This window comes from Rothia sp. HMSC061E04, from assembly GCF_001813685.1.
Taxonomy (GTDB): domain Bacteria; phylum Actinomycetota; class Actinomycetes; order Actinomycetales; family Micrococcaceae; genus Rothia; species Rothia mucilaginosa.
In genome coordinates, this window is record NZ_KV813683.1 from 33,443 (window position 1) to 59,794 (window position 26,352).

General features: G+C 60.0%; 16 protein-coding genes and 1 riboswitch. Of the genes, 6 read left to right on the forward strand and 10 right to left on the reverse strand.

Annotated features, from left to right (window positions below; genetic code table 11):
- Positions 1-121 precede the first annotated feature (121 nt).
- Positions 122-1,687 (forward strand): MFS transporter, encoded by a 1,566-nt coding sequence (locus tag HMPREF2927_RS00165; protein ID WP_070684570.1) that lies wholly within the window; start codon positions 122-124, stop codon positions 1,685-1,687.
- 235 nt (positions 1,688-1,922) lie between these two features.
- Complete coding sequence (locus tag HMPREF2927_RS00170) at positions 1,923-3,263, forward strand: NADH dehydrogenase (protein WP_070684572.1); 1,341 nt, start codon at positions 1,923-1,925, stop codon at positions 3,261-3,263.
- A 558-nt stretch (positions 3,264-3,821) separates the two neighbouring features.
- Here HMPREF2927_RS00170 and HMPREF2927_RS00175 read toward each other — a convergent pair.
- The 6 genes from HMPREF2927_RS00175 to HMPREF2927_RS00200 all read right to left on the reverse strand — a co-directional run bounded on the left by HMPREF2927_RS00175 (position 3,822) and on the right by HMPREF2927_RS00200 (position 12,193).
- Complete coding sequence (locus HMPREF2927_RS00175) at positions 3,822-4,892, reverse strand: alcohol dehydrogenase catalytic domain-containing protein (protein ID WP_070684574.1); 1,071 nt, start codon at positions 4,890-4,892, stop codon at positions 3,822-3,824.
- Positions 4,893-5,176: 284 nt separating this feature from the next.
- On the reverse strand, positions 5,177-6,031 hold the full coding sequence (locus HMPREF2927_RS00180; RefSeq protein WP_012904337.1) for an anchored repeat-type ABC transporter permease subunit: 855 nt from the start codon (positions 6,029-6,031) through the stop codon (positions 5,177-5,179).
- On the reverse strand, positions 6,028-6,906 hold the full coding sequence (locus tag HMPREF2927_RS00185) for a metal ABC transporter ATP-binding protein (protein ID WP_070684576.1): 879 nt from the start codon (positions 6,904-6,906) through the stop codon (positions 6,028-6,030). The genes HMPREF2927_RS00180 and HMPREF2927_RS00185 overlap by 4 nt, the downstream gene beginning before the upstream one ends.
- Positions 6,903-7,991: a choice-of-anchor M domain-containing protein gene (locus tag HMPREF2927_RS00190; RefSeq protein WP_070684577.1), complete on the reverse strand. Its 1,089-nt coding sequence runs from the start codon at positions 7,989-7,991 to the stop codon at positions 6,903-6,905. The genes HMPREF2927_RS00185 and HMPREF2927_RS00190 overlap by 4 nt, the downstream gene beginning before the upstream one ends.
- Before the next feature lie 94 nt (positions 7,992-8,085).
- Complete coding sequence (locus HMPREF2927_RS00195) at positions 8,086-9,855, reverse strand: anchored repeat ABC transporter, substrate-binding protein (RefSeq protein WP_070684581.1); 1,770 nt, start codon at positions 9,853-9,855, stop codon at positions 8,086-8,088.
- On the reverse strand, positions 9,842-12,193 hold the full coding sequence (locus tag HMPREF2927_RS00200; protein ID WP_070684583.1) for a TIGR03773 family transporter-associated surface protein: 2,352 nt from the start codon (positions 12,191-12,193) through the stop codon (positions 9,842-9,844). The genes HMPREF2927_RS00195 and HMPREF2927_RS00200 overlap by 14 nt, the downstream gene beginning before the upstream one ends.
- 274 nt (positions 12,194-12,467) lie before the next feature.
- Between HMPREF2927_RS00200 and HMPREF2927_RS00205 the strand changes: the two genes are divergently transcribed.
- From HMPREF2927_RS00205 to HMPREF2927_RS00215, 3 genes are all read left to right on the forward strand, one after another.
- Positions 12,468-15,485 (forward strand): choice-of-anchor M domain-containing protein, encoded by a 3,018-nt coding sequence (locus tag HMPREF2927_RS00205; protein WP_070684585.1) that lies wholly within the window; start codon positions 12,468-12,470, stop codon positions 15,483-15,485.
- Positions 15,486-15,837: 352 nt separating this feature from the next.
- The gene (locus tag HMPREF2927_RS00210) at positions 15,838-16,068 is read left to right on the forward strand and encodes a transcriptional initiation protein Tat (protein ID WP_070684587.1); all 231 of its coding nucleotides are present in this window, start codon (positions 15,838-15,840) and stop codon (positions 16,066-16,068) included.
- A 130-nt stretch (positions 16,069-16,198) separates the two neighbouring features.
- Complete coding sequence (locus HMPREF2927_RS00215; RefSeq protein WP_070684588.1) at positions 16,199-16,912, forward strand: DUF6318 family protein; 714 nt, start codon at positions 16,199-16,201, stop codon at positions 16,910-16,912.
- A 120-nt stretch (positions 16,913-17,032) separates the two neighbouring features.
- Here HMPREF2927_RS00215 and HMPREF2927_RS00220 read toward each other — a convergent pair whose 3' ends face one another.
- The 4 genes from HMPREF2927_RS00220 to HMPREF2927_RS00235 all read right to left on the reverse strand — a co-directional run bounded on the left by HMPREF2927_RS00220 (position 17,033) and on the right by HMPREF2927_RS00235 (position 24,466).
- Positions 17,033-19,015 carry a M13 family metallopeptidase gene (locus tag HMPREF2927_RS00220; RefSeq protein ID WP_070684590.1) on the reverse strand — a complete coding sequence of 661 codons (1,983 nt, stop codon included), beginning with the start codon at positions 19,013-19,015 and terminating at the stop codon, positions 17,033-17,035.
- Between the two features lie 107 nt (positions 19,016-19,122).
- Positions 19,123-20,562: an MFS transporter gene (locus HMPREF2927_RS00225; protein ID WP_005507318.1), complete on the reverse strand. Its 1,440-nt coding sequence runs from the start codon at positions 20,560-20,562 to the stop codon at positions 19,123-19,125.
- Positions 20,563-21,079: 517 nt separating this feature from the next.
- Complete coding sequence (metE, locus tag HMPREF2927_RS00230; protein WP_070684592.1) at positions 21,080-23,407, reverse strand: 5-methyltetrahydropteroyltriglutamate--homocysteine S-methyltransferase; 2,328 nt, start codon at positions 23,405-23,407, stop codon at positions 21,080-21,082.
- Between the two features lie 153 nt (positions 23,408-23,560).
- Positions 23,561-24,466, reverse strand: a complete 906-nt coding sequence (locus HMPREF2927_RS00235) for a methylenetetrahydrofolate reductase (protein ID WP_049340837.1) — start codon at positions 24,464-24,466, stop codon at positions 23,561-23,563.
- Positions 24,467-24,583: 117 nt separating this feature from the next.
- A riboswitch (SAM riboswitch) is annotated at positions 24,584-24,700 on the reverse strand.
- Positions 24,701-25,046: 346 nt separating this feature from the next.
- Between HMPREF2927_RS00235 and HMPREF2927_RS00240 the strand changes: the two genes are divergently transcribed.
- Positions 25,047-26,352 (forward strand): ATP-binding cassette domain-containing protein (locus tag HMPREF2927_RS00240; RefSeq protein WP_070684596.1); only part of this gene is annotated, 1,306 nt, incomplete at its 3' end.

The following is a 26,352-nucleotide window of genomic DNA, read 5'->3' on the forward strand; positions in this document are numbered from 1 at the left end:
CCTAAAACCTCCGGGTAAGCCCCGAAACCTCACTAAAAGCCCTAGTCCAAAAGATAGGCCGGGCCGATGCCGCCGCGTCCGCCGCATCAGCCGAAATCCCATAGACGCAGGAAAACAACCCATGACGAATCACAATCCGCACACCACGGCTCTGCCCATTCACGCCCCCGACCAGAAGACCAAGCGCTGGGCGGCACTCGGCGTGCTCATGCTCCCGGTGCTCCTGGTCTCCATCGACAACACGGTGCTCGCCTTCGCGGTGCCCGCAATCGCTAAGGCGCTGAGCCCCTCCTCCGCGGAGCAGCTGTGGATCGTTGATGCCTACTCGCTGGTGCTCTCCGCCCTGCTCGTGCCCATGGGCGCTATCGGTGACCGCATCGGCCGCCGTAAGCTGCTGCTCATCGGTTCGACCGGCTTCGCTGCGATTTCTGCGCTCGCGGCGTTCGCACCCTCCGCACTGATGCTCGTGATTGCCCGTGCCCTGCTCGGTATTTTCGGTGCGATGCTCATGCCGGCGACCCTGTCGATTATCCGCAATATCTTTGTGGATGCGACCGAGCGCCGCATCGCTATTGCCGTGTGGGCTTCGGGCTTCTCCGCCGGTGCGGCGCTGGGCCCGATCGTGGGTGGCTTCCTGCTGGAGCACTTCGACTGGGGTTCGGTGTTCCTGCTTGCTGTGCCGATTCTGATTCCTCTGCTGATTCTTGCCCCGATCATGGTGCCCGAGTCTAAGGATCCGAATCCCAGCCCGGTGGATCCGCTGAGCATCCTGCTGATTATGACCGGCATGACCGGCATTACCTTCGGCCTGACTCACACCTCCGAAACCGGTTTCGATGCAGTGGCTATTAGCACCATCCTGGCTGGCCTGTGCTTCATCGTTCTGTTTGTGCTGCGTCAGCTCAACCGCGAGAAGAACGATATTCAGCCCATGCTGGATGTGCGCCTCTTCCGCAACACCGTGTTCACCGGTGCGATTACCGCAAACCTCATCTCGATGATGGTGTACGTTGGCTCCATCTACTTCGCCTCCCAGCACCTGCAGCTGGTCTCCGGCCTGCCGCCCATGTACGCCGGTATGCTGCTGATCCCCGGCACCCTGGCGGCCATTATCGCCGGTCTGGTGATTGCGCGCGTGGCAGTGTACTTCCACCCGGCGCAGGTGGTGTCCTTTGGCCTGGCGCTCAACGCTGCCGCGTTCGCGGTGCTCGCCTTCCTGGGTGCGCACAACGACTTGGTGATTATCCTGATCTTCATTGTGCTCGGTACCGGCATCGGTATTGCGCAGACCATTTCGAACGACCTGATGCTCTCCAGCGTGCCGCCGCGTAAGGCTGGTGCGGCATCCGCGATCTCGGAGACCTCCTACGAGACAGGTGCGGTGCTCGGCACCGTCATCATTGGTGGCATGCTCACCGCCGTCTACCGCGCAAATGTGGTTGTACCCGACGGCCTGGATGAGACTCTCGCCGACCACGCCCACGAAACCCTCGGCGGTGCCGTGACGGTCGCAAGCCAGGTGGGTGGCGAGCAGGCGAACCAGCTGCTCTCCTCCGCATTCGCTGCCTTCGACTCCGGCGTGGTGCTGAGCTCCGCATTCAGCGCCGTACTGATGGTTCTTATGGCAGTCATCAGCTACCTGATGATTCGCAAGGCACCGCGCGAAATGAAGCCCGCTGACCACTAATTCCGCGCACTAAACCTCATAGATAAGCTCCGTCTCCCGTTGCTCTTGAGCGCCGGGAGGCGGGGCTATTTTTACGCACCCACCTGCGCATTTAAAGGTTCAGCACAGGTGCCGGTGGTACGGTAAACACAGTGGGCTCGCGCCCGCAAAGGACGCCCCAAAAAGACATCCTGAAAAGACGCGCTGAAAAGACCGAGGAACCAGCGGCTCCACACAATCAAGGAGGAACGCCACCATGGGACTCAAAGACTGGATAGCACCCTTCATCACACTGCTGATTGGTGCCAGTACTATCTTCATCTCCTACAAGAACTACCAGGCGCAGGCGGCGGCAAAACCCTCCGAACTGGCGCGACTGGAACTGTGGAGCAAGCTCCTCACCGAAGCCGGCTTGGACCTCAACGCCCTACCCGACCCCGAGAAGCTCACCTCCGACCAGCGTGTCGTCCTCGAAAACTACCGGGTCTTCCTCAAACGTGCGTCCCTCGAATCGAAGCTGCGTAAAGTTGGCATCGACAGCAACCGCATCTTCAGCCTGCTCATGAAGCGTGCGCACTCCTCCGTGAAACCCACGCCCATCCCCATTGGCGACTCGGTGTTCTACTACCGCCTGATTCTGCGCGGCCTGCTGTACATTTGGGTGCCGCTCGCCGTGGTGTTCATTGGCGTGCCGATTATTGTTGCAACCATTGCCTACCTGGTGCGTATCTTCACCGGCCAGCCGGTGGACTGGAGCAGCTACAGCCTGCCGCCCATCGCAGTGGTTCTACTGCTGGTGGGTGCCGGTGCGGTGGGTTCCCTTGTATATCTGCAGAACCGCATTATATCCGCGATTATCGCGAACAACGTGTACTTCTACTTCTGGGATATTTACGGCTCCAAGAAGGGTGCCCGCGATTCAAAGCACGCCTACAGTGAGCGCCTGGCGGCTAAAACCTACGCCGACCAGCTGTTCTTGGGTCAGCAGGAGTTCGCGCACCAGTTCCGCGAAAATATGTACATGGCGGGTATTCAGGAGATTGACGAGTACCCGCGCGTGCTCAGCGATAGCGTGATGCTGCCACACAACTACCGCGTGGTGAAGACTCGCGAGGCGGAGGACCCGGAGGACCGAATCGACCGCTTCGTGAACTGGGTGCGCTCCAAGATCGGTTTTGAGCGCCTGGAACCGCGCATCATCTACACGCTTGAACATAGGGACGCGCACAAGGATAAGCAGAAGGATTCCGCGCACGGTGAGCCGGTAGCTACTGAGCAGGGTGTTTCTGGGCAGCCCGTAGAGACTCCGGCTCAGGATCAGCAGGAGGATGCGCAGAAGGTCCCGGAGGAACCTGTTTCGGAGGAGCCCATCGTTGCGGAGGTTGCTGTTGACACACCTGCCAATCATCCTGCTGACGTGCCTGCCGGGGATCTAGCTGATGCACCCACCGAGCCCGTCACCGGAAGCGCCACCGAATCTTCTGCCGCATCTGGGGCAGACGACCCCACGGAGGCGTTCAACCCCATCACGCAGAACGCCGCTAGTAATGAGAAGAGCGGCGATGATAAAGCCGCCAGCGAGAAACCCAAAAACTAAATAGCCCACCCGGAACACGGAAAATCCCCGGAGCATAGAAAATCCCTGGGGCACAGAAAATCCGGGCATGAGAAAGGGTCGCAGCCTACGAATCGCCATTGAATCGTAAGCGTGCGACCCTTTTCCTTTCCCTTCAAGGAGGAGCAGAATCGGAGGTACCGCCCGACCAAGAAGAGCCAAATGATGCGCCCCTCCACCAGTAGAGGTTGCCTGGCAGAAGAACCCGCTACAGCGGGTCGGCAGAGCGCCCGGTGGAGGGTGCATCATGCTTGAGGAACCGCCCCTAAACCCACCAAAGAACGGGTTGCCCAAAGAACGGGTTGAGGGAACAGAAAACCCCGAGCTGACGCATCTCTTGAATTTTCAGACAATCTAGTCTCTTCAGAAAATAACTGCATCTCGGGGTAGGGGAGGACGATTCGCGCTCCGGGTGGGACCTACCCACTCCCACCCGGAGGCGAATCCTAGGGATGTTCGCAGTGTCATGAATACATCCCACCGAAATCCCTCACAAACGTTCGGGGTTTCAGTATGAGCGGTATATGAGCCTACCGCAGTCTATGCCGCAACCTCGGGGTTACGGGAGATAACAACCTTCACCACGTTGTGCTCAGCAGCGTGGGTGAACAGGTCGTAGGCTTCCTCGAACTGGTCGAACGTGAAGCGGTGGGTTGCCATCGCCTTAGCGTTCAGGCGGCCGGAGCGGACCATGTTCAGCAGGTTACCGACGGTGTTGCAGTTGACCAGACCCATGTTGATGCGAACGTTCGAAATCCACATGGTGTTCAGGGGCAGCTCAACGGGCTTGCCGTGCACGCCGGCGTTCGCGATGTTGCCATAGGGGCGAACAATCTTGGTGCAGGTCTCGAAGGTCTGCGGAACGCCCACAGCCTCAATTGCCACATCCACGCCCAGGCCGTCGGGGGAGAGAGCCTTAATCTTCTCGATAAAGTCCGGGTCTCCCGCGTTGACCTTGTCGGTGGCGCCCAGCTCCAGTGCCTTGTTCATGCGGTTGTCGTCGAAGTCGACGGTGATGACGCGGCCGGCACCGCAGAGGTTAGCGGTCATGATAGCGCCCAGACCCACGGGGCCTGCACCCACGACAGCGACGGTGTCGCCGGGCTTGGTGTGACCGTTCAGAATACCGATCTCGAAACCGGTGGGCAGAGCGTCGGTGAGGAAGAGGACGTCCTCATCGGTCAGACCCTCCGGAACCAGGTGAACCGAAGTCTCAGCGTAGGGAACACGCACGTACTCAGCCTGGGTGCCGTCAATCATGTAACCGAAAATCCAGCCGACACCACCAACGGTCTGGCAGTGCGAAGGCTGGTTTGCCTTACAGTAGGAGCACTTACCGCAGCTGGTCACGGCGGGGATGATGATGCGGTCGCCGACCTTCAGGTCAGTCACCGCGGAGCCAATCTCGGTAATGGTACCGACAGCCTCGTGGCCGAGGATACGTCCGTGGTCCACCTCGGGGCAGTCGCCCTTCAGGATGTGCAGGTCAGTACCGCAAATGGTGGTGGTGTCGACACGGGCGATAACGTCCGTGGGCTCAAGAATGGTGGGGTTCGGGACTTCCTCCCAGGCGCCCTTCTGGTCGGGGCCGTGGTATACATATGCCTTCATGATAACTCCTTCTTTGAAGCTCTAATGAGGGTGCAGTGACTGTTTTATCACTACATGTATCAACCCATAAGAAATATTTGATAGGTTGTATTTTCATTAAACCCGACATGTTGAATTATGTGCTTTTATTACGCGGAGTGTATCTTTTGGTTCTTTAAACATGAACATGATTCACTTTGGGTATTTAAGACCTGTAAAAAACGCACGAGGCGCACCCCTCAAACAGGGATGCGCCTCGTGCGTTTAATCGAGGAAAGTTGGATTGAGTCGAGGTTGAGCTGGGTTTAATTCTTCAGCTGGGCACGCGCTCGCGAACGAACCGCCGTCACCGCCCACACCAGCACAAAAGCCGCCACCATCGACAGCACAATCGTGCCACCCGTCGGCAGGTTAAATGCCCAGGACAGGTACAGGCCAACAATCGAGCAGATACCGCCAAACACCGGCGAGAACACCATCATCGACCCCAGTCGGCGGCACGCCAGGCGGGCTGCCGACGCCGGAATCACCAGAAGCGCCAGCACCAGCACATTACCGAGCGTCTGCAGACCCAGCACCACAGAAATGGTCACCAGAACGTACAGCACAATATCCAAGGCAAGCACCGGCAGGCCCATCGCGCGGGCACTCTCACGGTCCAGGCTGACCGTCACAATCTGGCGGTGGAACAGCCACAACACCAGCAGAATAACGGCACCCATAATCGCAGCCTGGGTAATGTCCTCATTCGAAACACCCACAATCGAGCCGAACAAGAAATCCTGCACCGACCCCGAATAGCCCGGTGCCAATGAAATAATCACAATACCCAACGCAAAAGACGCCGCGAAGAAAATACCGATCACGGAATCCTCGCGTAGCCGCTGATTCTGGCTAAAAATAGCGACCAGAATAGCCGTCACCACGCCCGCGGTCAGACCGCCCATCACCAGGTTGCCACCCAGCACGAACGCCACCGCAAGACCCGGGAACACCGAGTGCGCTACCGCATCGCCAATGAAGACCATGCCGCGCATCAGCACGTGGCAGCCCACCACACCGGTAACCACCGATGCGAGCAGCACCGCCGCCAGGGCGCGCGGAAGGAACGCCAGAGACGGGTTGAACAGGTCGGCAAGAAAATCGATAGGAGTAATCAACGGGCACCCCCGGTAGAAGCAGTATGGGCGGGGGAAGCAGAAACAGTCGAAGCGCAGGAGTCCGGCAGCTCGTGGCCGTACTCATCCAACGCACCACCGGCACAGGTGAAGCCCGTGCGGGCGTGACCCTGCGCCTCCTCAATATCGTGACCGTGCAACCACGTGTGCAGCTGCTCCAGGCTAAAGGAGTCCGCCGGACCATCCAGGTGAATATTGCCGCGCACACCGCACAGACGCGAGCAGGACTCACGCGCCGCCAGCATGTCATGCGTAGACATCAGAATCGTGATGCCCTCGCCCGCCAACTCACGGTACAGGCGGGTCAGAGTGGTCTGAGTCGGCGCGTCCACGCCCGTAAACGGCTCATCCAGCAGCAACAGGGAGGGGTTCGCCGCCAAAGCGCGCGCCAAAAGAACCCTCTGACGCTGACCACCGGAAAGCTCCGCAATGGAAGCGTCCTGCAGGTGCAGAACATCGGTGCGTTCCATCGCCGAAAAAACCTGCACCCAATCCTTCTTCGCCGGGCGGCGGAAGAACCCAATCTCACGCACGCGACCGGTCATCACCGTGTCCTTAACGGTCAGCGGAAAATCCCACTGGAACTGGTGCTTCTGCGGCACATAACCAATATGCGCACGCGCCACACGCGGCGACTCACCCAGCACCCGAACCTGACCGGACGCCGGGCGAATCAGACCCAAAATGGTGCGCAGTAGCGTGGTCTTACCGGCACCATTAGCGCCAATCAGACCCGCAAACTCGCCGCGCTCCAGGGTCAGGGACAGATCCTTGAGGATGGAACGGCGCGCGTAGCCGGCGTACAGGTTTGAAATCTCAAGAACGGGCTCAGTACCCGCTGTTACCGACGCGCTCACGAACGGTCACCGCGCACTTCATCCAGCGCCTCACGCTGCGCGGAGGAGCGGCGACGGAACGAAAGGAACGCGCCTACGGCGATCACAGCTGCCACGCCTGCGGCAATAGCACCCCAGGGGATAGTGAACTCTGCCTTGTAACCGCTCTGGTCGCTCGCCGCGGCGGCAGACGAAGAACCGGACGCCTGAGTACCGGCAGACTGGGAAGCAGAGTTAGACGAAGTGCCGGAGGATGCAGAAGAAGCCGAGCCCGAACCGCGCGCCTGCGCCTCCATCGCGTACAGGGCATCAGCGCTCGCAGAGTCACCCACCGCAAACTTCAGGTAGCGGGTATCGGACACGGTCGAACCGTCAGACAGCTCAGCGCTCGCGGTAACCTTCAGCAGGTACTCGCCGGGGGCGGTGAACACCCAGTTTGCGTGGGTGTGAGTGTTCTTCTCCACCCACAGCTTCTGCGGCTCACTCTTGGTCGAGGACCACAGCACCTGCGGTGCCGAGAAGTTACCGTTCTCCAGGTACAGGCTGAACGTGCCGGGGCCGCTCACCTGCTCCAGGGTCAGGTTCACGCCGCGGTTCAGCTTGGACACCAGCTGCGGATCCTGAGTGTTCCAACCCGGCCAGATAACGCCCTTAGTTTCGGTCTGCGGAATCACGTACACCTTCGAGCCGGCGGGCGCACCCACGAAGGAGTAGCGCGGGTCGTTCGGCACCTCAAGGATCGCCTGGTCGCTACCGCGGTAGATGACCTCGTCCAGGCTGCGCCAGACCGGGGTTTCACCGTGGTCGTCGTGGAGCATGAGCTCAAACTTACCGTTGTTGAAACGAGGACCCATATCCACGTGACCGGCAGAAATTTCGGTGCGGCCGGATGCGACCGGCTGCTCCGCCGACAGGGTCTGGGTGAGGGCGCGCTCGCCGCGGCTGAGGTTGCTGTCGCTCGGCTGAGCCGAGGCGCTCTCGGTGGTTGCCTCAGCGGTTGCCGGGGTGGTCTCCGCGTGTGCGACACCCAGGGGTGCGAGCATGAGACTGGCGCCCAGAGCCAGGGTGGGCAGGCTACGGGAGAGGCGGGTGGTTGAGTTCATCATGAGGACTTCCTTGAATCATGACCGAAACGGTGTGTGAAAGATTATCTATATGCTGATACTGGTATATGAGCTTGTGGGGAGCTTAAAAACCGGGTTACGAGGTGCTCGTCTCCGAGCAGCTAGCGCCCGAAGAACTATCGCCAGAATCGCCGTTAGAGCTGTGCCCAGAGCCATTCCCTGAGCACAGCGCAATCGTGTGAGCATTCGCCAACATCATCTGCGCGTAGTGAGGAGCCTGCGCATCCAGAGTGTCCGAATAGAGCACCCCGGTACGAACCTCAGCCTCCCGAGCCAGCTCCGTGAGAACCGGTGAACGCATCGCCGTGGACTTATCCAGATAAATCGCTGGAACCTTCAAATCCTCGACCGTGCGACGCAGGCGCTGACGCTGCTGAATACTCGGCTCGCCGCTGGCGCTGGCACTCACGAAACCGGCAATGTGCAACCCGTAGGTGCTCGCCAGGTAGCGGTAGCCGTCGTGCGTGGTGACCAGGTTGCGTGCCGACTCCGGCAGGGATCCGTACACCTGACGCAGCTGAGCGTCCAGGGCATCAAGATCCTTCATCACCTGCTCGGTGCGGGCCGCATACTCGCTCGAACCCGCCGGATCGGCGGAGATGAGCGCGTCACGAATGACCTGCACGCTTGCTTTCGTGTTCGGCACCGAATGCCAAATGTGCGGGTCGATTTCGCCGTGCACGTGCTTGCCCAGAACGGCCTGCGCCAGCAGATACACCTGACCGCGATGCTCCGAAGCACCCGAACGCAGGAAACGGTAGCTACCGCCGGCGGGCACCTCCTGCAGAGTGCGGGAGGGGACCGCCACCACGGTGCGTTTCAGCTCGTACTCTACGGCACCCTGGGAGGAATCCGCGCGAAGCACGAGCCTACCGTCGCCGGTGCGTGCCGTAATATCGGCGTGACCTGCCGAAAGAACCTTGATGTCCGAGGCGGAAACGTTCTGTTCCTTCGCCAGACGGTCCACCAGCTCCTGCGGGTCACGACCGACCGCGCAGTATAGGGTGCCGCGCGAAGAACGCACCGACTCCGGCGCATTGACCGCGGTGGCACTCAGCTCAATCGCGTACTCGCCGGCATCACTAAACGCCCACGACAGGTGCGTATGCGCCTGCAACGGAAGCTCCAGCGAACCCATATCGCCGGTACGGATCGCGGTGTCCCCCTCACGGGTGAGGTTCACACCGCGCGCATGCGAATCGCACAGCATCTCCACCGCACCGAAGGTCTGCGTAATGAACGCCGCCAACTGCGCATTCGACGAATCGGTAGAGGTGCGCGCCCGCACGCTGTGCACCTCAAAGCGCATGCCCGCATCCGAAGAATCGGCGGGGGCAGATTCGTTCTGCCCGCCCTCTTCAACGCGCAAGCCCAGCCAGATGGAGTCCAGGGAGGCATCCTCAACAATGGCTTCCAGCTTGCCGCCGTACTGCTCAATCTTCTCCGCAACTGCCACGGACACAACGCCTGCGGGCAGGTTCGCCTCAACCATTTTGCTGAGCTTACGCTGCTCCAGCAGCAGACCGTTCGTCAGGGCGCAGCGGGCGTAGGCGACATCGCGGATATCGCGCAGGCTCGGCTCATACGAGTGCGGGTCAGCACCGGCGGGCACCAGGGAGTGCACGCTGGCGCGCTCGCCTGCAATCTGCTGCGCCAAATCCGCCAGGATCGGGGTCGTGGCGACCACGCGCATCCGGTCGGAGGAAGCGTTCACGGTGCTGGCGCATCCGCTCAATGCGAAGGCACCAGCCCCCACCCCCGCACCCACCGCAATACGGGAGGCGAGGGTGAGGGCGGTACGCCGACTATAGGTGTGCGCGCCGGTATGCCCGCTATGCGGTGTCACCGCTGCGGCCCTTTCGGCGTGCCGAACGCAGAATCATGGCACCGAGTGCCAGCGCCAGAATGGAGGTGCTGACCATGAACGGGTCGATGACCACACCGGTGTTCGGCAGCTTGCCTGCCGCGGCTGCCTTCTGGGCGTTGGCGAGTTCCTGGCTGGTCAGGGCGCAATCCTCACCGGAGGCGGTCTTACCGACGATGCGCACCTTGGATCCGTCGGGCTTGGTGACGATGCCGGTGGCTTCGTCGACGGTGCCGTTGACGGGGTTCTTTGCGGTGTTCTTCTCGCCGCCGTTGTTGGTGCCGTTAGCGCTGTTGGCGTTGCCGCCGTCCTGCTTGGTTTCTGCCGCACCCTGTGCGTTGTTGCTTGCCGGGGCGTTATCGGGGTTGCCGACGGTGAAGTGCAGAACCGATTCGCTGCTGACCTGCTGACCGTTCTTCAGGCGTGCCGTCCAGCCGATGGTCACGGTGTAGCGTCCCTCGGCGGTGAACACCCAGTTGCTGTGCTGGTGGGTGTTTGCGGGCACCTGGAAGGAGCCACCGCTCCGCGAATCGAAGACCTTCTGACCGGCGGAACCGAAGTTACCGGAGAGGAAGGTGGACATGGTGCCGGGGCCCTCAAAACCGTTGAGGCTCATGGTGACGGGGCCGTCGAGCTGCTTGAGCAGTTCGGGGTCCTGAGTGCTCCAGCCGAGCCAGGGCACGCCCTGCTGCTGGGTTGCACCGATCATGTGCACGGGGGTGCCCGCCGGGGCGATGTTCTCCATGCCTGCGGGCAGGTTGATCTTCGCGGCGTCATTGAGTACGAACTCGAGGGCGCCGGGGGAGACGTGGCGGGCGGGGCTGGTGCGGTCGTCCTTCACGCTGCTGGTGAGGTTGCCGCCGTTGAGGATCGGGCCTACGTCGAAGTGGCCGTGGGTGACTTCTTCACGGCCGCTGTGCTCGGCGGTGTTGACCACGGCGAGGGTGGGGATGCTGGTCGGTGCCTGGGCTGCCTGGTTGCTCTGCTTGTTGTCCTTCTGAGTGTCCTTGGAGTCCTTAGAGTCCTTGGCGTCTTCGGCGGGAACCTCGGTGGCGATGCACTGCTGGTTCAGGCTGCCGGGCAGACCGGAGGACAGCACACCGTTGCCGGTAATGCCGCCGCCGTTGCTGGGGGCGCTGATGTTCTGGGCGTTGGAGCCCTTCACACTGGATCCCTTCGCGCTGGTGGCGTTGCCGTCCTTGTTTTCACCTTTGTCAGAGCCGTTATTGGTGTTGTCGGTGCCGCTGATAGCGGTTACACCGGATCCACCCTGGGATGCCTGCTCACCATTCGCCGCCGCCTTCGCGCTGTTCGGGTCGGTCACCTGCGCGGCGTTCTGACCGTTCACGGATCCATCCACGCGGCGAATACCGGTGGATGCGCTCGCCTCAGCAGAAGCGCTCGCCTCAGCACTTGCGGAGGTAGATGCGCTGGGGCTGCTGGTGGCGCTCTCGGTGGCGGTGGAGGTCGCCTCGGGGGTAGTGGTCGCCTCGCTCGTGGCTTCCTTGGTCGCTTCCTTTGCGGCGTTCTGCGCGTTCAGGAGCTTGAAGCCGTCCTCAGCGTTAGTGCCCACGGCGATGGTGTAGGTCGCCTCGGAGCTGACCGGGGTGCCGTCGGCAAGGGTTGCGGTGGCGCGGAACGTCAGCTGGTAGATGCCTGCGCGGGTGAATGCCCAGCTGAGGTGCTCGTGACCGCCAGAGGTGATGGTGTGCGGTGCGAGCTTGTCGTTGGTGCTGAAGACGCGCGGGTTGTCGCGGCCGGATTCGGTGAAGACTTCGGCGCGGCCGCCTTCGGGTACGCTGCTGCGCACGAGTTCAAGGTTGATGGTGTTGTCCTTGAGCGCGCCGGGGCGGATTCCTTCCGCACCGAGGCCGGGGTAGAGCAGGCCGCGGGTGCGGGTGGAGGGGATGTAGAAGATGTCGGTGCCTTCGGGAGCAATGTAGTCGTAGCCTGCTACGACCTTGGTGTATGCGTCCTCGACGTCGGGCAGGTGGAAGACGGTGCGGGCGGGGTTGAATCGTCCCTGCTGGCCGGGGCCGGTGTCTGCGAGGGTGGCGAGGGTGAACTGGTTGCCGTCGAGGAATGCGTTGAGCATTTCGGTGTGTACGCCCGCGATGACGTAGTCGCCTTCGTAGTTGACGTAACCGCGCGACTCGGTGCCTGCCTGGGTGCCGGTCTGGTTTTCCTGCGCCTGGTTTTCCTGCGCCTGTGCGGCGGTGAAGGTGCCGACCTGGGGGAGGGCGAGGGGCGCCCCGAGTGCGAGGGTGCATCCGAGGGTGGTTGCGCTAAGTAGGCTCAGGGGTTTGGTGCGTCCTTGCATGGTGGCTCCTTGGATGACTGCTCGTTGGCTGGCGCGTTGCCCGGTGCTTTCGGGGCTTGCCCGGTGCTGGGTCCGGCGGCCTGTTGCCGGTTTCTCCCCTGCGTCCGGGGTGCGCTCTGCCGTGTTTTTCTCTTTGTGGATGTACGTGGTGTGCGTTTTTGGGCGCGCCTCGGCGCACACGTATTTCTGAGAATCACTATACTCACTTAGGTTCTAAATGACAATTATTTGCAAAAGAGCTACCCTAGGAAATAGAAAAATGAGAAAGGTTGTCATGAAGTCTCAGAAGCAGACCCAACGACGGGTCACTACACACACCCCCGCACTCTTCATCCCCGGAGGCAAGCCCGCCCTCCGCCGCGCAGCCGCATTCCTCTCCGCTGCAGCACTGCTCGCGCTCGCCGGCGCTGCCCCCTCCCTGCCCGCCGCAGCAGGCCCCGACGATGGCAAAATCGTCACCACCAAGGGCCACGTTGACGCCCCCAAGGCATACTGGGACGAGCAGAACGGCACCTTCGTCCTCATGAACGAGGCGAACCCCTACAAGACCGGCGCAGACACCTACGAACTGGACAAGACCGTCAACTGGGTCGGCAAGGGCTACAGCACCAGGGACGGCAAGTCGCAGTACACCATGACCCTGGGCGAATCGCCCTCCCTGGCGTTCCTCGGCGAACCCGGCCAGACCCTCTACATGGCACCGCACCTGACCTACGGCAACCAGGACCCCATCTGGGCCGGCCTGGGCGCATCCACGAAGGTGCCCACCGAGCGTTTCCGTGACGGCGTGTTCGCTACCGACATTCTCTCCGTTGAGGGCCCCGGCCGTATGGAGCTCTTCCGCTACAACCCGGACGACGCCCCTGCCGACGTGTACCGCATGCTCTCCAGCAGCTCCACCGGCTGGCACTCCTGGCTGCTCGACAAGGGTAGCCACACCCACAACACCACGACCTTCACCCGCCCCGGCCGCTACGTGGTCACCTACCGCACCGTGGCGCGCTCCACCGACGGCCGCATCATTAGCTCCAAGCCGTCGAAGCTGGTCTGGCAGGTTGGCGGCATGCAGCCCGTGCTCGGTGACGGCACCCCCACCGCCGTGCCCACGGTCGACCGCTACAACGCGGCACCCGTTGGTGACCTGGACGCCGCAAAGTACGTGCTGTCCGTGGCACCGCACCGCCTGGATGCCGACCCGGCAAAGAACAAGGATGCCGACGACAAGCTCAGCGACATCACCTTCACCGCCGCGAACAAGAACCTCAAGGGCACCCTGACCCTGTACAACAACGGCTACTTCCTGACCGACCTGCCGGTCGTGAACGGTACCGCCACCTGGTCTGAAATGCTCGGTAGCGAGGGTTCTCAGCTGCAGGCGGTCTTCACCCCGGATACCTCCGACGAGAATAGCGCGGAGGCGTCCCGCTGGATCTCGCACAAGCTCACCTACGAGCCCGGCAAGGCTGAGAGCGTGTACAGCGATGACGGTAACGGCTCCTGGCCCGAAGAAACCCCGGATCAGGCGAACACCGTACTCAGCACCCAGCAGTACACGCCGACCAGCATGGACTACGACGTGACCGTCACCCCGAACGGCAACGGCTTCAGCACCGTTGAGGTCCGCTTCAAGGACCCGAAGGTGCGCGGCTTCATGCGCGGCGGCTTCTACGCCCAGGATGACCCGGTCTACCCGTATCTCGACCTGGAGGGCTCCGTCGAGGATGGTGTGGCGCGCTTTACCTTCCGTGACGAGTCGTTCTACAAGGGCACGGCTCTGCGCGTGAAGATGCTGACCCACCCGGATATGAACGCTTCCGCCTCCACCACTGAGGTTGCGGCGAACTACGAGCCGGGCACCAAGTACACCGCGCACGGTGCTTTGGCTCCCGATAGCGCACCCATTAGCGATGCGCCGAAGCCTGCTCCGGTGGATCCGTCGCCGAGCGCTGAGCCTACCGTCGCGCCCTCTGCCGAGCCTTCTGCTGAGCCGAGCGAGGCTCCCTCCGAGGCACCCAGCGAGGCTCCGACCGCTGAGCCCAGCACCGTTCCGTCGGTGTCCCCCAGCGAGGTACCGACCGTGCCTGCGGTGCCGACCGCCTCCGCAGAACCGAGCGTACCTGCTCCGGCGCCCTCCACTCCGGCTCCGACGACTCCGGCGCCCGCGAACCCGACCCCGAGCGCACCTGCTCCGACTAGCCCGGCACCGTCTGCGCAGCCGTCCACCCCCGGAACCCCCGGTAACCAGTGCGTGCCCGGCCAGATTGACGGCCGCACCAAGATTTCGCACGGTCACCTGGACATTCAGGCGACCCTGAAGGACCGCCAGCTGTCCGTGGGTCTGCGTGACGACAGCGGCATCATTGACGCTGATTCGACCGTGCGCCCGCTCGATTCGGTCGTGTGGACGGTCAGCGAGAACGCCCGCCGTGTGCGTACCGAACGCATGGCTGATGAGAAGCTGAACTTCATGGGCCCGGTCGGTACCGCCTTCTACGGCCTGCCGCAGACCCAGCAGAGCGGCCTGCCTTGGCCTGGCTACAACACGCAGGACATTGACTATTCGCAGCTGCGCGGCCCGGTGCGCCTGCACGTGGTTCCGAAGGTTATGCCTGAGGGTGCGCGCTTTGGCATGTTCACTGAGTCGCTGAACGGCGCGGATGTGCTGCTGGATTCGACGACCGGCAAGACCACGATCGACATTGATTACGCGACGCACGCGCACGCGAACTGGGTGTTCTCTGAGCCCGGCCAGTACATGTTTGACGTGCACTATTCCGCGACCCTGGCTGATGGTACTGAGGTGAACAGCCCGGTGCAGCAGCTTGCGGTTGCTGTGGGTAAGAAGGCGTCGGATGCGTGCTCGTTTGAGACTGCCGTGCCGAAGGACCCGAACGCTGCGTCGGATGACTTTAGTGGTGTGCGCCGTGTGGATTCGGCAACCCCGGGCGGTACCGCTGGTGCTAACCAGCCTGGCTCCGCACAGCCTGGTGTTGCGCAGTCCGGTCAGGCTGGTGCTTCTGGTGCCGCCGGTGATGTGAACGCGAAGGGCTCCTCTGAGGGTTCGACTGATGGTTCCGCTGGCGGCGTGTACCCGGGCGGTATTTCCGGTGGTGGTACCGGTGGCGGCTCCCTGGGTCAGTCTGGTGTGTCTGCCGCGTCGGGTGGCGTGAGCTCCCAGCAGGGCGGCCTGGCGCGTACTGGTTTTGGTGCGGTGTCTGTGGCTGTGGGTGGCGCACTGGTGCTTGGCGCCGGCACTGTGATGGTGTTGCGTTCTCGCCGCCGCGCTTCTTAGCGCTTGCCGTGTGAGGACACGCTGATACGGTGAAGCCCCCGCGGCTGAGAGAATGACTCTCGGCTGCGGGGGCTTTCTCTATGCGGGTGCTACAAGTCGAACTTTTGTGCTTATTTAGTTTGATGTATCCCGCCGGCAGGGTGCTGAGAGCCCAATATTTCAACAAAAATTGTGTCGAAAAAACACTGGAAAAACGTGGACTAGCCCGCATGGTTTAAGCCTCAACTAGAAGGTGTACTCTGCACGTAAAAACAATAACGTTGAGGCTTACAATAAGAAATGGTCAATGCACAGCCGCATGCCGTGCACGCACCTGTCACTTCACAGAAACACCGACCCCGAAAGGCACATCATGGCCACCAAGAAGACCGTACGCCTCACCCGCCGCGCAGCACTCGCCGCCGCAGGCGCAGGTGCAGCAACCGCCCTCGGCGCACTGCTCACCCCCGCACAGGCAACCACCTACCGCCCCACCGTGCGCCGCAACCCCTACTACTCCAACCGCTACGGCCGCCGCACCCGCATCGTCATTAGCGACTACTACGGCAGCTCCTACAGCCACTACTACTATTACGGCGGCTAAAGGAATCCCAAGCCAAAAAACATATACTGGAAGACGGCACCACACCCCGTGTAGTGCCGTCTTCCCGTTAGATGCCCTAGGCATCACCCGCACCACGGTGCGGAAATCACACCACAGATAGAGAGAACCCATGAAGAACGTAACCCGCCGATCCGCCCTCGGCCTGCTCGCAGCAACCGGCGGCGCGACCCTCCTGGTAGCATGCGGCGCACAGTCCCAGGCAACCAGCGGCTCTGTATCTGCATCCGGTAGCGCATCTGCTTCCGCATTTAAGACTGCACGTAGCGACTACTCCGGCGCGGCAACCCTTGACGGTTACACCTCCAAGCCTTCCGACTACCAGCCCGCAACCCGCACTGAGCCGTCCAAGAACGCCCCCGTGCCGACCAAGCCCGCCGTCGCTAACGAGAACAGCGTGGAGGGCCTGTACCAGTCCATCGCGTTCTTCGGTGCAGCCCTGGAATACTACATGCGCACCGGCAAGACCGAACCCCTGCGCGAATGCGCGGTTGATAACTCCGAGCTGAAGAGCATGCTTGAGCCCGAGGATGGCACTATCGGTTCAGGTATGCAGCAGGGCAAGGTGTGGATGCACGACCCGTCTGTTGTCATCACCATGCTCTCCGCACAGCCCGAGCGTGACGGTGGCGCCTACAACTGGGATATTCGCCTGACCATGGATCCCGGCGAGTTCATTGCAAGCAAGGACCGCGTGGAGGAAGCTCCCTCTGAAGTGGAACGTAAGGACGAGGTGGAGCGCACCCTGCACGGTGTCTACGAGAACGGTGCGTGGAAGCTGACCGGTATGCGTACTTCTTCCTCTTCTTCGGCTTCTGCTTCCTAAAAGCTTCAGCGAAGAAGCGCGTAGCTTCTACAACAGAAAGGCGCCCGCCCCGTGGTTTTCAAGCCACGAGGCGGGCGCCTTTCTTATATGCACAATAAAACATATACACTTATCGGGATGCTACCAGATGCGCACGCGCTCCTCCGAAGCCAGGTACAGTGCATCGCCCTCAGAGACACCAAACGCCTCGTAGAACTCATCAATATTGCGCACCACACCGTTCACACGGAACTCATCCGGCGAATGCGGATCCACCGAAATCATCACCTCAGCATGTTGCGGGCGGGACTTCGTGCACCAGCCACGAGCATTCGAGAAGAAGAAACGCTGAATACCGGTCATACCGTCAATCACCGGTGCGTCATCCAGCGACTCAATGCCCTGCTTCTTCAACGCCAGACGGTACGCCTTCAACGCAATCGACATGCCAGCCAGATCGCCAATGTTCTCGCCCAGAGTCAGCTCACCGTTCACATGGAACTTCGGGTCCAGACCCACCGGAACGTACGCGTTGTACTGCTCCACCAGCGCGGAGGTGCGCTCCTTGAACTTCGCGTAATCCTCCTCAGTCCACCAGCTCTCCAGCTTGCCGTCACCGTCATAGCGGGAACCCTGATCGTCAAAACCGTGACCAATCTCGTGGCCAATAATCATGCCGATATTGCCGTAGTTCGCCGCATCGTCAGCTTCCGGGTTGAAGTACGGCGGCTGCAGAATCGCTGCCGGGAACACAATCTCATTCGCCGGCGGCATGTAGTACGCGTTCACGGTCTGCGGAGTCATCAGCCACTCCGACTTATCCACCGGCTGACCCTTGCGGGCAATCAGCCAGTCAGCATCAAACGCACCGGTACGGCGCAGGTTCTCGAACAGGTCACCGGGAACGAGCTCCAGCGCGGAGAAGTCACGCCACTTATCGGGGTAACCAATCTTGGTGACGAACTTCGACAGCTTCTCCAGCGCCTTCTGACGGGTTGCCTCAGTCATCCAGTCCAGCGACTCAATAGACTCGCGGTACGCCTCCAGGAGGTTGCCGACCAGAACCAGCATCTTCTCCTTGTGCGAAGGCGGGAAGTGCACAGCCACGTACTCCTGGCCAATCTCCTCACCCAGAGCCTTCTCGACAGCGCCCACGCCACGCTTCCAGCGTTCACGAATCTGCTGAGTACCGGAAAGGGTCTTGCCGTAGAAGTTGAAGCTCTCCTGAACCAGCTCGTCGTACATGAACGGCGCACGCGAACGCAGAACAGTCCACACAGCCCACAGCTTCCAGCTCATCAGCGGGATGGAGGTGAACAGCTTAGCCGCACCCTCAAAGAAGGACGGCTGAGCCACAATAACCTGACCCAGGGTCTCCGGGTCAGCGCCAAGAGCCAGCAGCCACTGGGAGAACGGGAAGCCGGGGAACTTCTCGTCCAGCTCGGTCGCCTGGTACGGGTTGTAGGTCGCCTCGGCGTCGCGGTTCTCCACGACGTTCCAGTGCAGGCGAGCCAGCTCAGACTCGTGAGTGAACACCAGCTGAGCCGCCTGCTCGGGGGTCAGGCCGAAGCCCTCAGCCAGACCGGTCAGCTCAAACATGCGGGCAATATGCTCAACATACGCCGCGCACGCCTGCTCGTGCTTCTCTTCACGGTAGTAGGATTCATCCGGCAGGCCCAGACCCGACTGGTACAGGAAGAACGTGTAATTCTTCGGGTCCTTCGGGTCGTTGCTGGTGTACCAGGCGAACAGCTGCGGCAGACCCGCACGAGACAGCAGTGCCAGGGTCACAGCAAGGTGGGAGGGGGTTGCCGAGTTCAGAATCGGGGCGATTTCCTTCAGCAGCGGCTCCAGGCCGTCCGCCTCAATCTTCTCAACATCCATGAAGGAGTTGTACAGCGCGCCAATACGGGACTCCGGCTGCTCCTTCGCGATCTTCTCCACCAGCTCACGCACGTGCTTCTCTGCGTTATCGCGGAGGGTGTACAGGCCGCCGTCCTTGGGGCGGTCCGCCGGGATTTCGTGGGTAGCCAGCCACTTACCGTTGACGTGGCGGAAGAAATCGTCGCCCGGCTTGACGGTTTCATCCACCCATTCTTTAGTGATTCCAGAGTTAGTAGTCATGGTTCCATTCTAGGTTCTTAACCTAAGAAGCCACACGATTACCGACAAGCCACCATATGGTGACTCACCAGCAAACGTGTGGCTTCCCTACACGAAAGACCGGGCAATTATGCCTGAGCCGCCAGCTTCTCTGCACGCTCAGCCATCAGACGCTTCTCAGCACCATTAACCAGCCAGAGGAACAGAACCGCCAGACCCGAGCACACAATCATGAAGACGAACGCGGTGCTCCAACCCCAGTGGTCAACAATAATGCCGATACCGGCAGAAGCCAGGGTCGCACCCAGCGCGTAACCGAACAGGCCGGTGAAGCCCGCAGCGGTACCCGCAACATGCGAGGGGGACAGGTCAATAGCCTGCAGACCAATCAGCATAACCGGGCCGTAAATCAGGCCACCAATCAGAGCCAACGCAACGTACGCAATCCACAGCGGCGCATCCGAAGAAGGCAGCCAGTACAGCAGAATTGCGCCAACGGTTGCAATCAGGAACAGGATACCCGCGGGGGAGCGGCGACCCTTGAACATGCGGTCAGAAACGTAACCGCACAGGACGGTGCCACCAATGCCGGCAAGCTCCAGAATCGAGAAGCCCGCAATACCACCCTCGAGGGAAGCGTGGCGCACATCGTGCAGGTACTTCGGCGCCCACACCAGCACGCCGTAACGCAGAGTGTACACGAACACGTTTGCCAGAGCCAGGTACACCATGGTCGAGTTGGTCAGCACGTGCTTACGGATGGTGGTCCAAGTGGACTCTGCACGATCCTCAGCGGTGGACTCAACCTTGTGCGGGTCGTTGCGGTACACGTCAACGGTGGGCAGACCCTCAGCCTCGGGGTTGTCACGAATCAGCAGCCACGCCACGAACGCCAGAACGAAGCTGATAACAGCCGGGAACCAGAAGGCAACTTCCCAGGTCTTGCCGAACATGGAGAAGCCCCACGCAACCAGCAGACCGGACAGCGCACCACCAACGTTGTGAGCGGTGTTCCACCAGGAAACCTTCGTGCCGCGCTCGCTGGTGGAGAACCAGTTCACGAGCACACGACCCGAGGGAGGCCAACCCATACCCTGGAAGATGCCGTTGAAGACCATGATGGTCGCCATGATGGAGGCGATAGCGGCACCGTAGCCTGCCGCACCTGCGCCTTCACCCATGTAACCGGTCATTGCCAGCAGGATGTTTGCAACACCCGAGAGCACCAGACCGATGGGCAGGAACAAACGCGCGTTCGAGCGGTCAGAAATCATTGCGGTGAAGAACTTGCTGAAGCCGTAAGCGAGCAGCAGTGCCGTGGACAGTGCACCAATTGCTGCGTTGCTGAAGCCAAGTTCCTTGGTCAGAATCGGGGTGACCAGCGGGACGTTGTTACGAATCAGGTAGAAGGTCGCGTAACCGATGAAGATACCCATGAAGACCTGCAGACGCATGCGCGGGTACTTTGCATTAACTTCAGCCTCACTCAGTTGAGGCTTGGGTGCCGGAATGGCGAGCCAGCGGGGTGCAGAACCCTTCTTCTTCTTTGATGAAGTGGTAGTAGTCATGCTGGAATTCTAAAAACGGCGGCTTATAAAAATGCTAATCCGCTGGAAATGTTTTCAGTAGAATGTTCACTAGGATGAACGGATATTCAGAGTGATTATTCTGTTAATGCTGTTTTTACCCTGGAATTACGGGGAAGTGCTAAATCTGTGTGACGCAGGTCTGTCTATTGGGCAACAGTGCCACAAGTACTGCAATGAATATAAATACTTTCCTTGTTGAGTAAGTATGTGTTTTGGTCAGACCACATTTAAATTTAGAGTAATTTATACCCTAAGTTCAAAAAGAAAACCACTTGAACACCACAAAATCGGTGCCCTAAAACAGCACAGAAAAGCCCGCCCGCACGGTGCAGAAGAAAAACCGTACGGGCGGGCCTGTTATCTATCCCCAAAAGCTCGGCATACAGTCGGTACGCATACCGGCACAAAGCCGAACAGCCGCCACCTGCCGCAGGTTACCGCGAGCAAACCATCATCCGGTTAACCCGCAACAGGCAGCGGAACCAATAGGCGCCTCCTAGAGGGATGCGCGAATCGCCTTGGTGGCGTCCACCAGGTGACGCAGAGACTGCTTGGTCTCCTCGTAATCACGAGTCTTCAGACCACAGTCAGGGTTCACCCACAGGTCAGCAATTGTGCCGTAACCAATCGCAGCCTTCAGCAGGGACTCAATCTCATCCTGCGAAGGAACACGCGGAGAGTGGATGTCCCACACGCCCGGGCCCAGACCGGAAACGAAGCTCTCCGGAATATCAGCCAGCAGCTCCATGTGCGAACGAGCCGCCTCAATGCTGGTCACGTCAGCGTTCAGAGCGTTAATCGAGTCGATAATCTCGTTGAACTCCGAGTAGCACAGGTGGGTGTGAATCTGGGTAGAATCCTTTACCGCGCTGGTTGCCAGGCGGAAGGAGTTCACCGACCAGTCCAGGTACTGCGGCTGCTCATCGCGGCGCAGGGGCAGCAGCTCACGCAGAGCCGGCTCGTCCACCTGAATGATGCGGATGCCTGCCTGCTCCAAGTCGGCAATCTCGTCGGCAAGAGCCAGAGCCACCTGGTTAGCGGTCTCGCGGCGCGGCTGGTCGTCACGCACGAAGGACCACGCCAGAATCGTTACGGGGCCGGTGAGCATGCCCTTGACCGGCTTGTCGCTCAGCGACTGTGCGTGGGAGCTCCACGGAACGGTGAACGCCTCACCGCGCAGGCCCTCACCGTGACGCTTCACGTCACCGAACAGGATCGAGGGGCGGGTGCAACGCGAACCGTAGGACTGAACCCAGCCGTGGCGGGTGGTTGCGAAACCGTCGAAGTTCTCAGCGAAGTACTGAACCATGTCGTTACGCTCAGCCTCACCGTGAACCAGCACGTCCAGGCCCAGCTCCTCCTGCAGCGTGATGACCGAAGCAATCTCGTCACGCAGGAAGCCGTTCAGCTCCTCAGCGGAAATCTTGCCCGCACGAGCCTCCGCACGGCGACGGCGAATCTCAGCGGTCTGCGGGAAAGAACCGATGGTGGTGGTCGGCAGCTTCGGCAGATTCAGGTCAGCCTGAGCCGCGCGGCGAACGTCAATGGTCGGGCGGTCGAAGTCCTCGGGAGTCACAGCTGCGGCGCGGGCACGAATCTCGTCGTTGTGCTTGCGCGGGTCAGCGGCGAAGCGAGCCAGCGCCTCATCAGCAGCCTTCAGCTCCGGCTCAACAGCCGCCTCACCCTCAGCCAGGCCACGAGCCAACAGAGCAATCTCAGCGACCTTCTGGTCAGCGAACGCCAGGCCGTCCACGGGAACCTCGGCGGGGTCTTCCAGAGCCAGGTCGTGCGGCACGTGCTGCAGGGAGGTCGAGGAAGCCACAGACACGGCACCCTCGGATGCACCGGGCAGCGCCTCCAGAGTCTTCAGTGCGGCACGAACATCGGCACGCCACACGTTACGACCGTTCACAACGCCGGCAACAAGGTGCACACCAGCGGCAGAAACAGACTCCAGCTCAGCCTTCGAGTACACGCCGTGCACCAGGTCAAGGTGCAGAGCCTCAACACCGGTACCCAGCAGTGCCGGCAGGTTCTCACGCAGAGAACCGTAAGGGCTGGTCACCAGAATCTGCGGGCGCTTCTCGCCAGCAGCCAGGGCACGGTAGGTGCGCTCGGCCAGCTGCGCAACCTTCGCGTTGTCGGCACGGTCCACGGTCAGGCCCGGCTCATCCAGCTGAACCCACTCAACACCGCGCTCAGCCAGCTGCTCCAGCACCTGAGCGTACGCGGCAACGAACTCATCCAGACGGTCAACGGGGGAGAAGTCCTCAGCGGAACCCTGCTCAGCCTTAGCGCCCAGCAGCAGGGTCAGCGGGCCAACAATCTGCGGGCGAACCTTCACGCCAGCCTGCTTTGCTACCTCGAGCTGCTCGTCAATAGCCTCAAGGTTCAACTTAATCTCGGTACCGGCACCAATCTCGGGCACCAGGTAGTGGTAGTTGGTGTCGAACCACTTGGTCATCTCCAGCGGAGGCAGGGTCTCGGTACCGCGCGCCAGTGCGAAGTAGCCGGGCAGATCCAGCAGACCGCGTGCATCCTTAGCCTCAGCCAGACGCTCGGGAACCAGGGTGAACAGGCGAACCACATCAAGCACCTGGTCGTAGTAGGAGAAGGTCGCCGGAATCGAGTAGTTATCAGCCTTCAGACCCGCAGCGGTCACGCGCTCAAAGTAGGTGCGCTGCACGTCAGCGGCGGTGTCCTGCAGCTCCTGCAGGGTTGCCTTGCCCTTCCAGAAAGCCTCCTGAGCCTTCTTCAGCTCACGGAAGCGGCCCACACGGGGGTAGCCAACAATGGTTGCGGCGGGGAATGCGGTGTTCGACATAATATTTTTTCCTTTACTGGGGATAGATAGGGGAGTCAGTTCCGGCGTTTTACCACCCGACTGTGGGTGGTGAAACGGAGGACTCAACAACTCCCGGAATATTTGTGGGGGAGACAATGGGAACGCATCCGACAAGGAGCGTTACGGGTTGGGTTAGGCGTATTCCAGTTCGCTCAGCGGCTGAGAGAAACGGTTGCTGTATCGGGGTAGGTCCAGCTGATCCAGAACGTCCAGCACCGCGGCATGCTCGTTGAAGGTGAAGAAGTGCAGGCCCGGTGCGCCCGCATCCATCACGGCGCGGCACTGGTTCAGCGCGTAATCCACGCCGATGCGGTGCAACTCTGCGTTGCTGGTCGCCGTCTCTAGGGCGTAGGCGAGGTCCGTCGGGACTTCCATGCCCGCCATCTGGCAAAGATTTTGCAACCGCTTCAGCGAGGTTACCGGCATGATGCCCGGAATAATCGGAATATCCACGCCTGCCAGGTGCGCCGAATCGACCAGGGCACTATAGCGTTCATCCTCAAAGAACACCTGAGTGATCGCGAAATCTGCGCCGGCACGCTGCTTCGACAGCAGAATCTCAATATCCTGCAGCAGGGATGCGGACTCGGGGTGCTTCTGCGGGTATGCCGCCACACCAATCGACACCTTGCCAGCAGCCAGGTGGGCGAAATCTTCACGCTCCACGCGGCGAATGAGCTCCACCAGGTATCGGGCGAAAGGAAGTTCAGAAACCTGACCCTCCTGAATATCACCGCGAAGAGCCAGGAAACCGCGCACACCCAGACCCAGAATCAGGCGGACTGCACGCTCCAGCTCGTGCACCGAATGGCCTGCGCAAATCAGGTGAGCCAGCGGGGTGAGGGACGTTTCATGCACCAGGTGGTCGAGTAGTGCGAGGGTCTTCTGGCGGCGCTTCGCGTCACCGGCGTAGGTGACCGATACGTAGTCGGGGTTGGTGCCCTCAAGCTCGGCAATGGTATGGAGTAGCGACTCGCAGCTTGCGTGTGAGCGGGGTGGGAATAGCTCAAAAGAAAGAGCCGGGTGAACTGTCGTCATAACCTTCCTTCGTGTTCACCCGATAGATACGCACCGGGAGGGTGCGTGAATTCTTCTGCAGGATGCGCTGTACCGGTTTGCGGGTACGACTCATCAAGGGGTGCCGAAGGGTATTCTTCTCTATCGGTTCTGGCGGGAGCACCTTGTCCGTAGCCTGCACCGTGACGGTGGGGGATACTGGCGAGGTTGCTGCGACGTCGACGAGCCAGATCTCTCGGTCGCTCTTGATAGATAACGCTTTCACTCTACCCACTGCCTCCGAGGGTGTGCAAGGGATGCGGCGGTTGATGTCCTAATATTTCTGGACATGACATTGGGGAGAAATATGAACTTAATATGACTGACTATGACGAAGGGTGCTGGGGGCGTTGCGGGTAGAGCTGTCGGCTGACCCCTGAATGCCCGAAAATATCACAGATATATCTGCTTAATATTCTTGGAAACGCGCAAATATGTGTGTTTTAAATTTCATTGAAGAGTAGAGTAACTAATGAAGTACGGGTAGTGTTTCGATGTCCGCTCATCGAGGAGTTTCAGATCTCAAAGATGAGTTCAATACGACTTTGTGAGCGTGGTGAGAATGAAAAATCTATTTTCTTCTGTACTCTGGTCTTTCCGCCTAGCCTGGAAAACCTGTCCCACAACCCTGGTGAGCGTCGCCCTATCACTAGCCGTCATAGCCTGCATTCCTCTGAGCCAATCCTTGCTAATCGGTAATACAGTATCAGCCTTGAGCGGTTCAAATGGTGGCGCGGCCTGGATTTATATCGTTGCTCTTGCCCTTGTTGTCGGAATTAATATCATTGCTCAACGCTGGGTAAGAAGTAACATGCTTATCCTCAAATCAAAGATGAACTATCGGGTTCACCGCATGTTAAATACCAGGTTATCTACTTTTCCGTTGTCTGATATAGGCAGCACAAAATCACAGGAAGATATACGTGCTGCAAGAGAGGCAATATCGAAACAGGAATTGCAGGTTCACACCATGTCAGTTATGACACTGGTGAGTGCCTTCGCAATGGTGTTACTTCTCTGTCTTAATATTGCGAACGTCAGCATTGTGGCAGCAATTTTTGCGGCACTGTGTTCACTACCCCTATCTATTGCAATGGTAATCCTCGCTAAACGTGATTACGCTATATACACCCTAATGTACGAGGACTATCGGGTAGAGAACTACTATCTAGACAATCTGATGGCTCAAAGTCGCGCCCAAGAACTTCACCTCATGAGAGCCTCCCGATTTTTCTCGCAACGCGTAGCGTCCTGGCGACGCCGGGCAGCCGGTAGGGAATTGAGCCTTGAAAGTGTTAGAGGAATCATCTCCATAGTTGCAGGGCTACTCTGCTCTGTCTTACTTTTTGCGTCCCTGTACTTCCTCGTGGATTCAGGCGCCGATATATCGTATGTGGCCGGATCGCTGATTGGAATCATTACCTGTGTTAACGCGACCCAAGAGGTGGGATATTCATTTGGTCAGATTATTAATGGAGCATTATCTGTTCAGCAATTCCGAAGGGTATGCGACTCTGATACTTACGACCATGCTTCTGAGATAAAAACTTCTAACCCTAACCATGAAAATATTTCAAAAATTATATGCAAAGATGTATCCGTTCAGTATGAGGGCGCGTCGTCTTTTGCGCTTAAAGATATTAATCTTGAGCTGATGAATAATCAAATGATTGCAGTAGTTGGTGCCTCGGGCGCGGGAAAAACAACGCTAATAAATGCAATTCTTGGAATTACACCAATTGCCCAGGGGAGCATAACGTATAAGGGTGCTTCTTCTGAGAGTAAATACAACATGTTGGCAAATGTTGGTTTGGTGAGTCAAGACTACGGACGTTATGAACTGACTGTGCGTGAAAATCTTCTTCTGG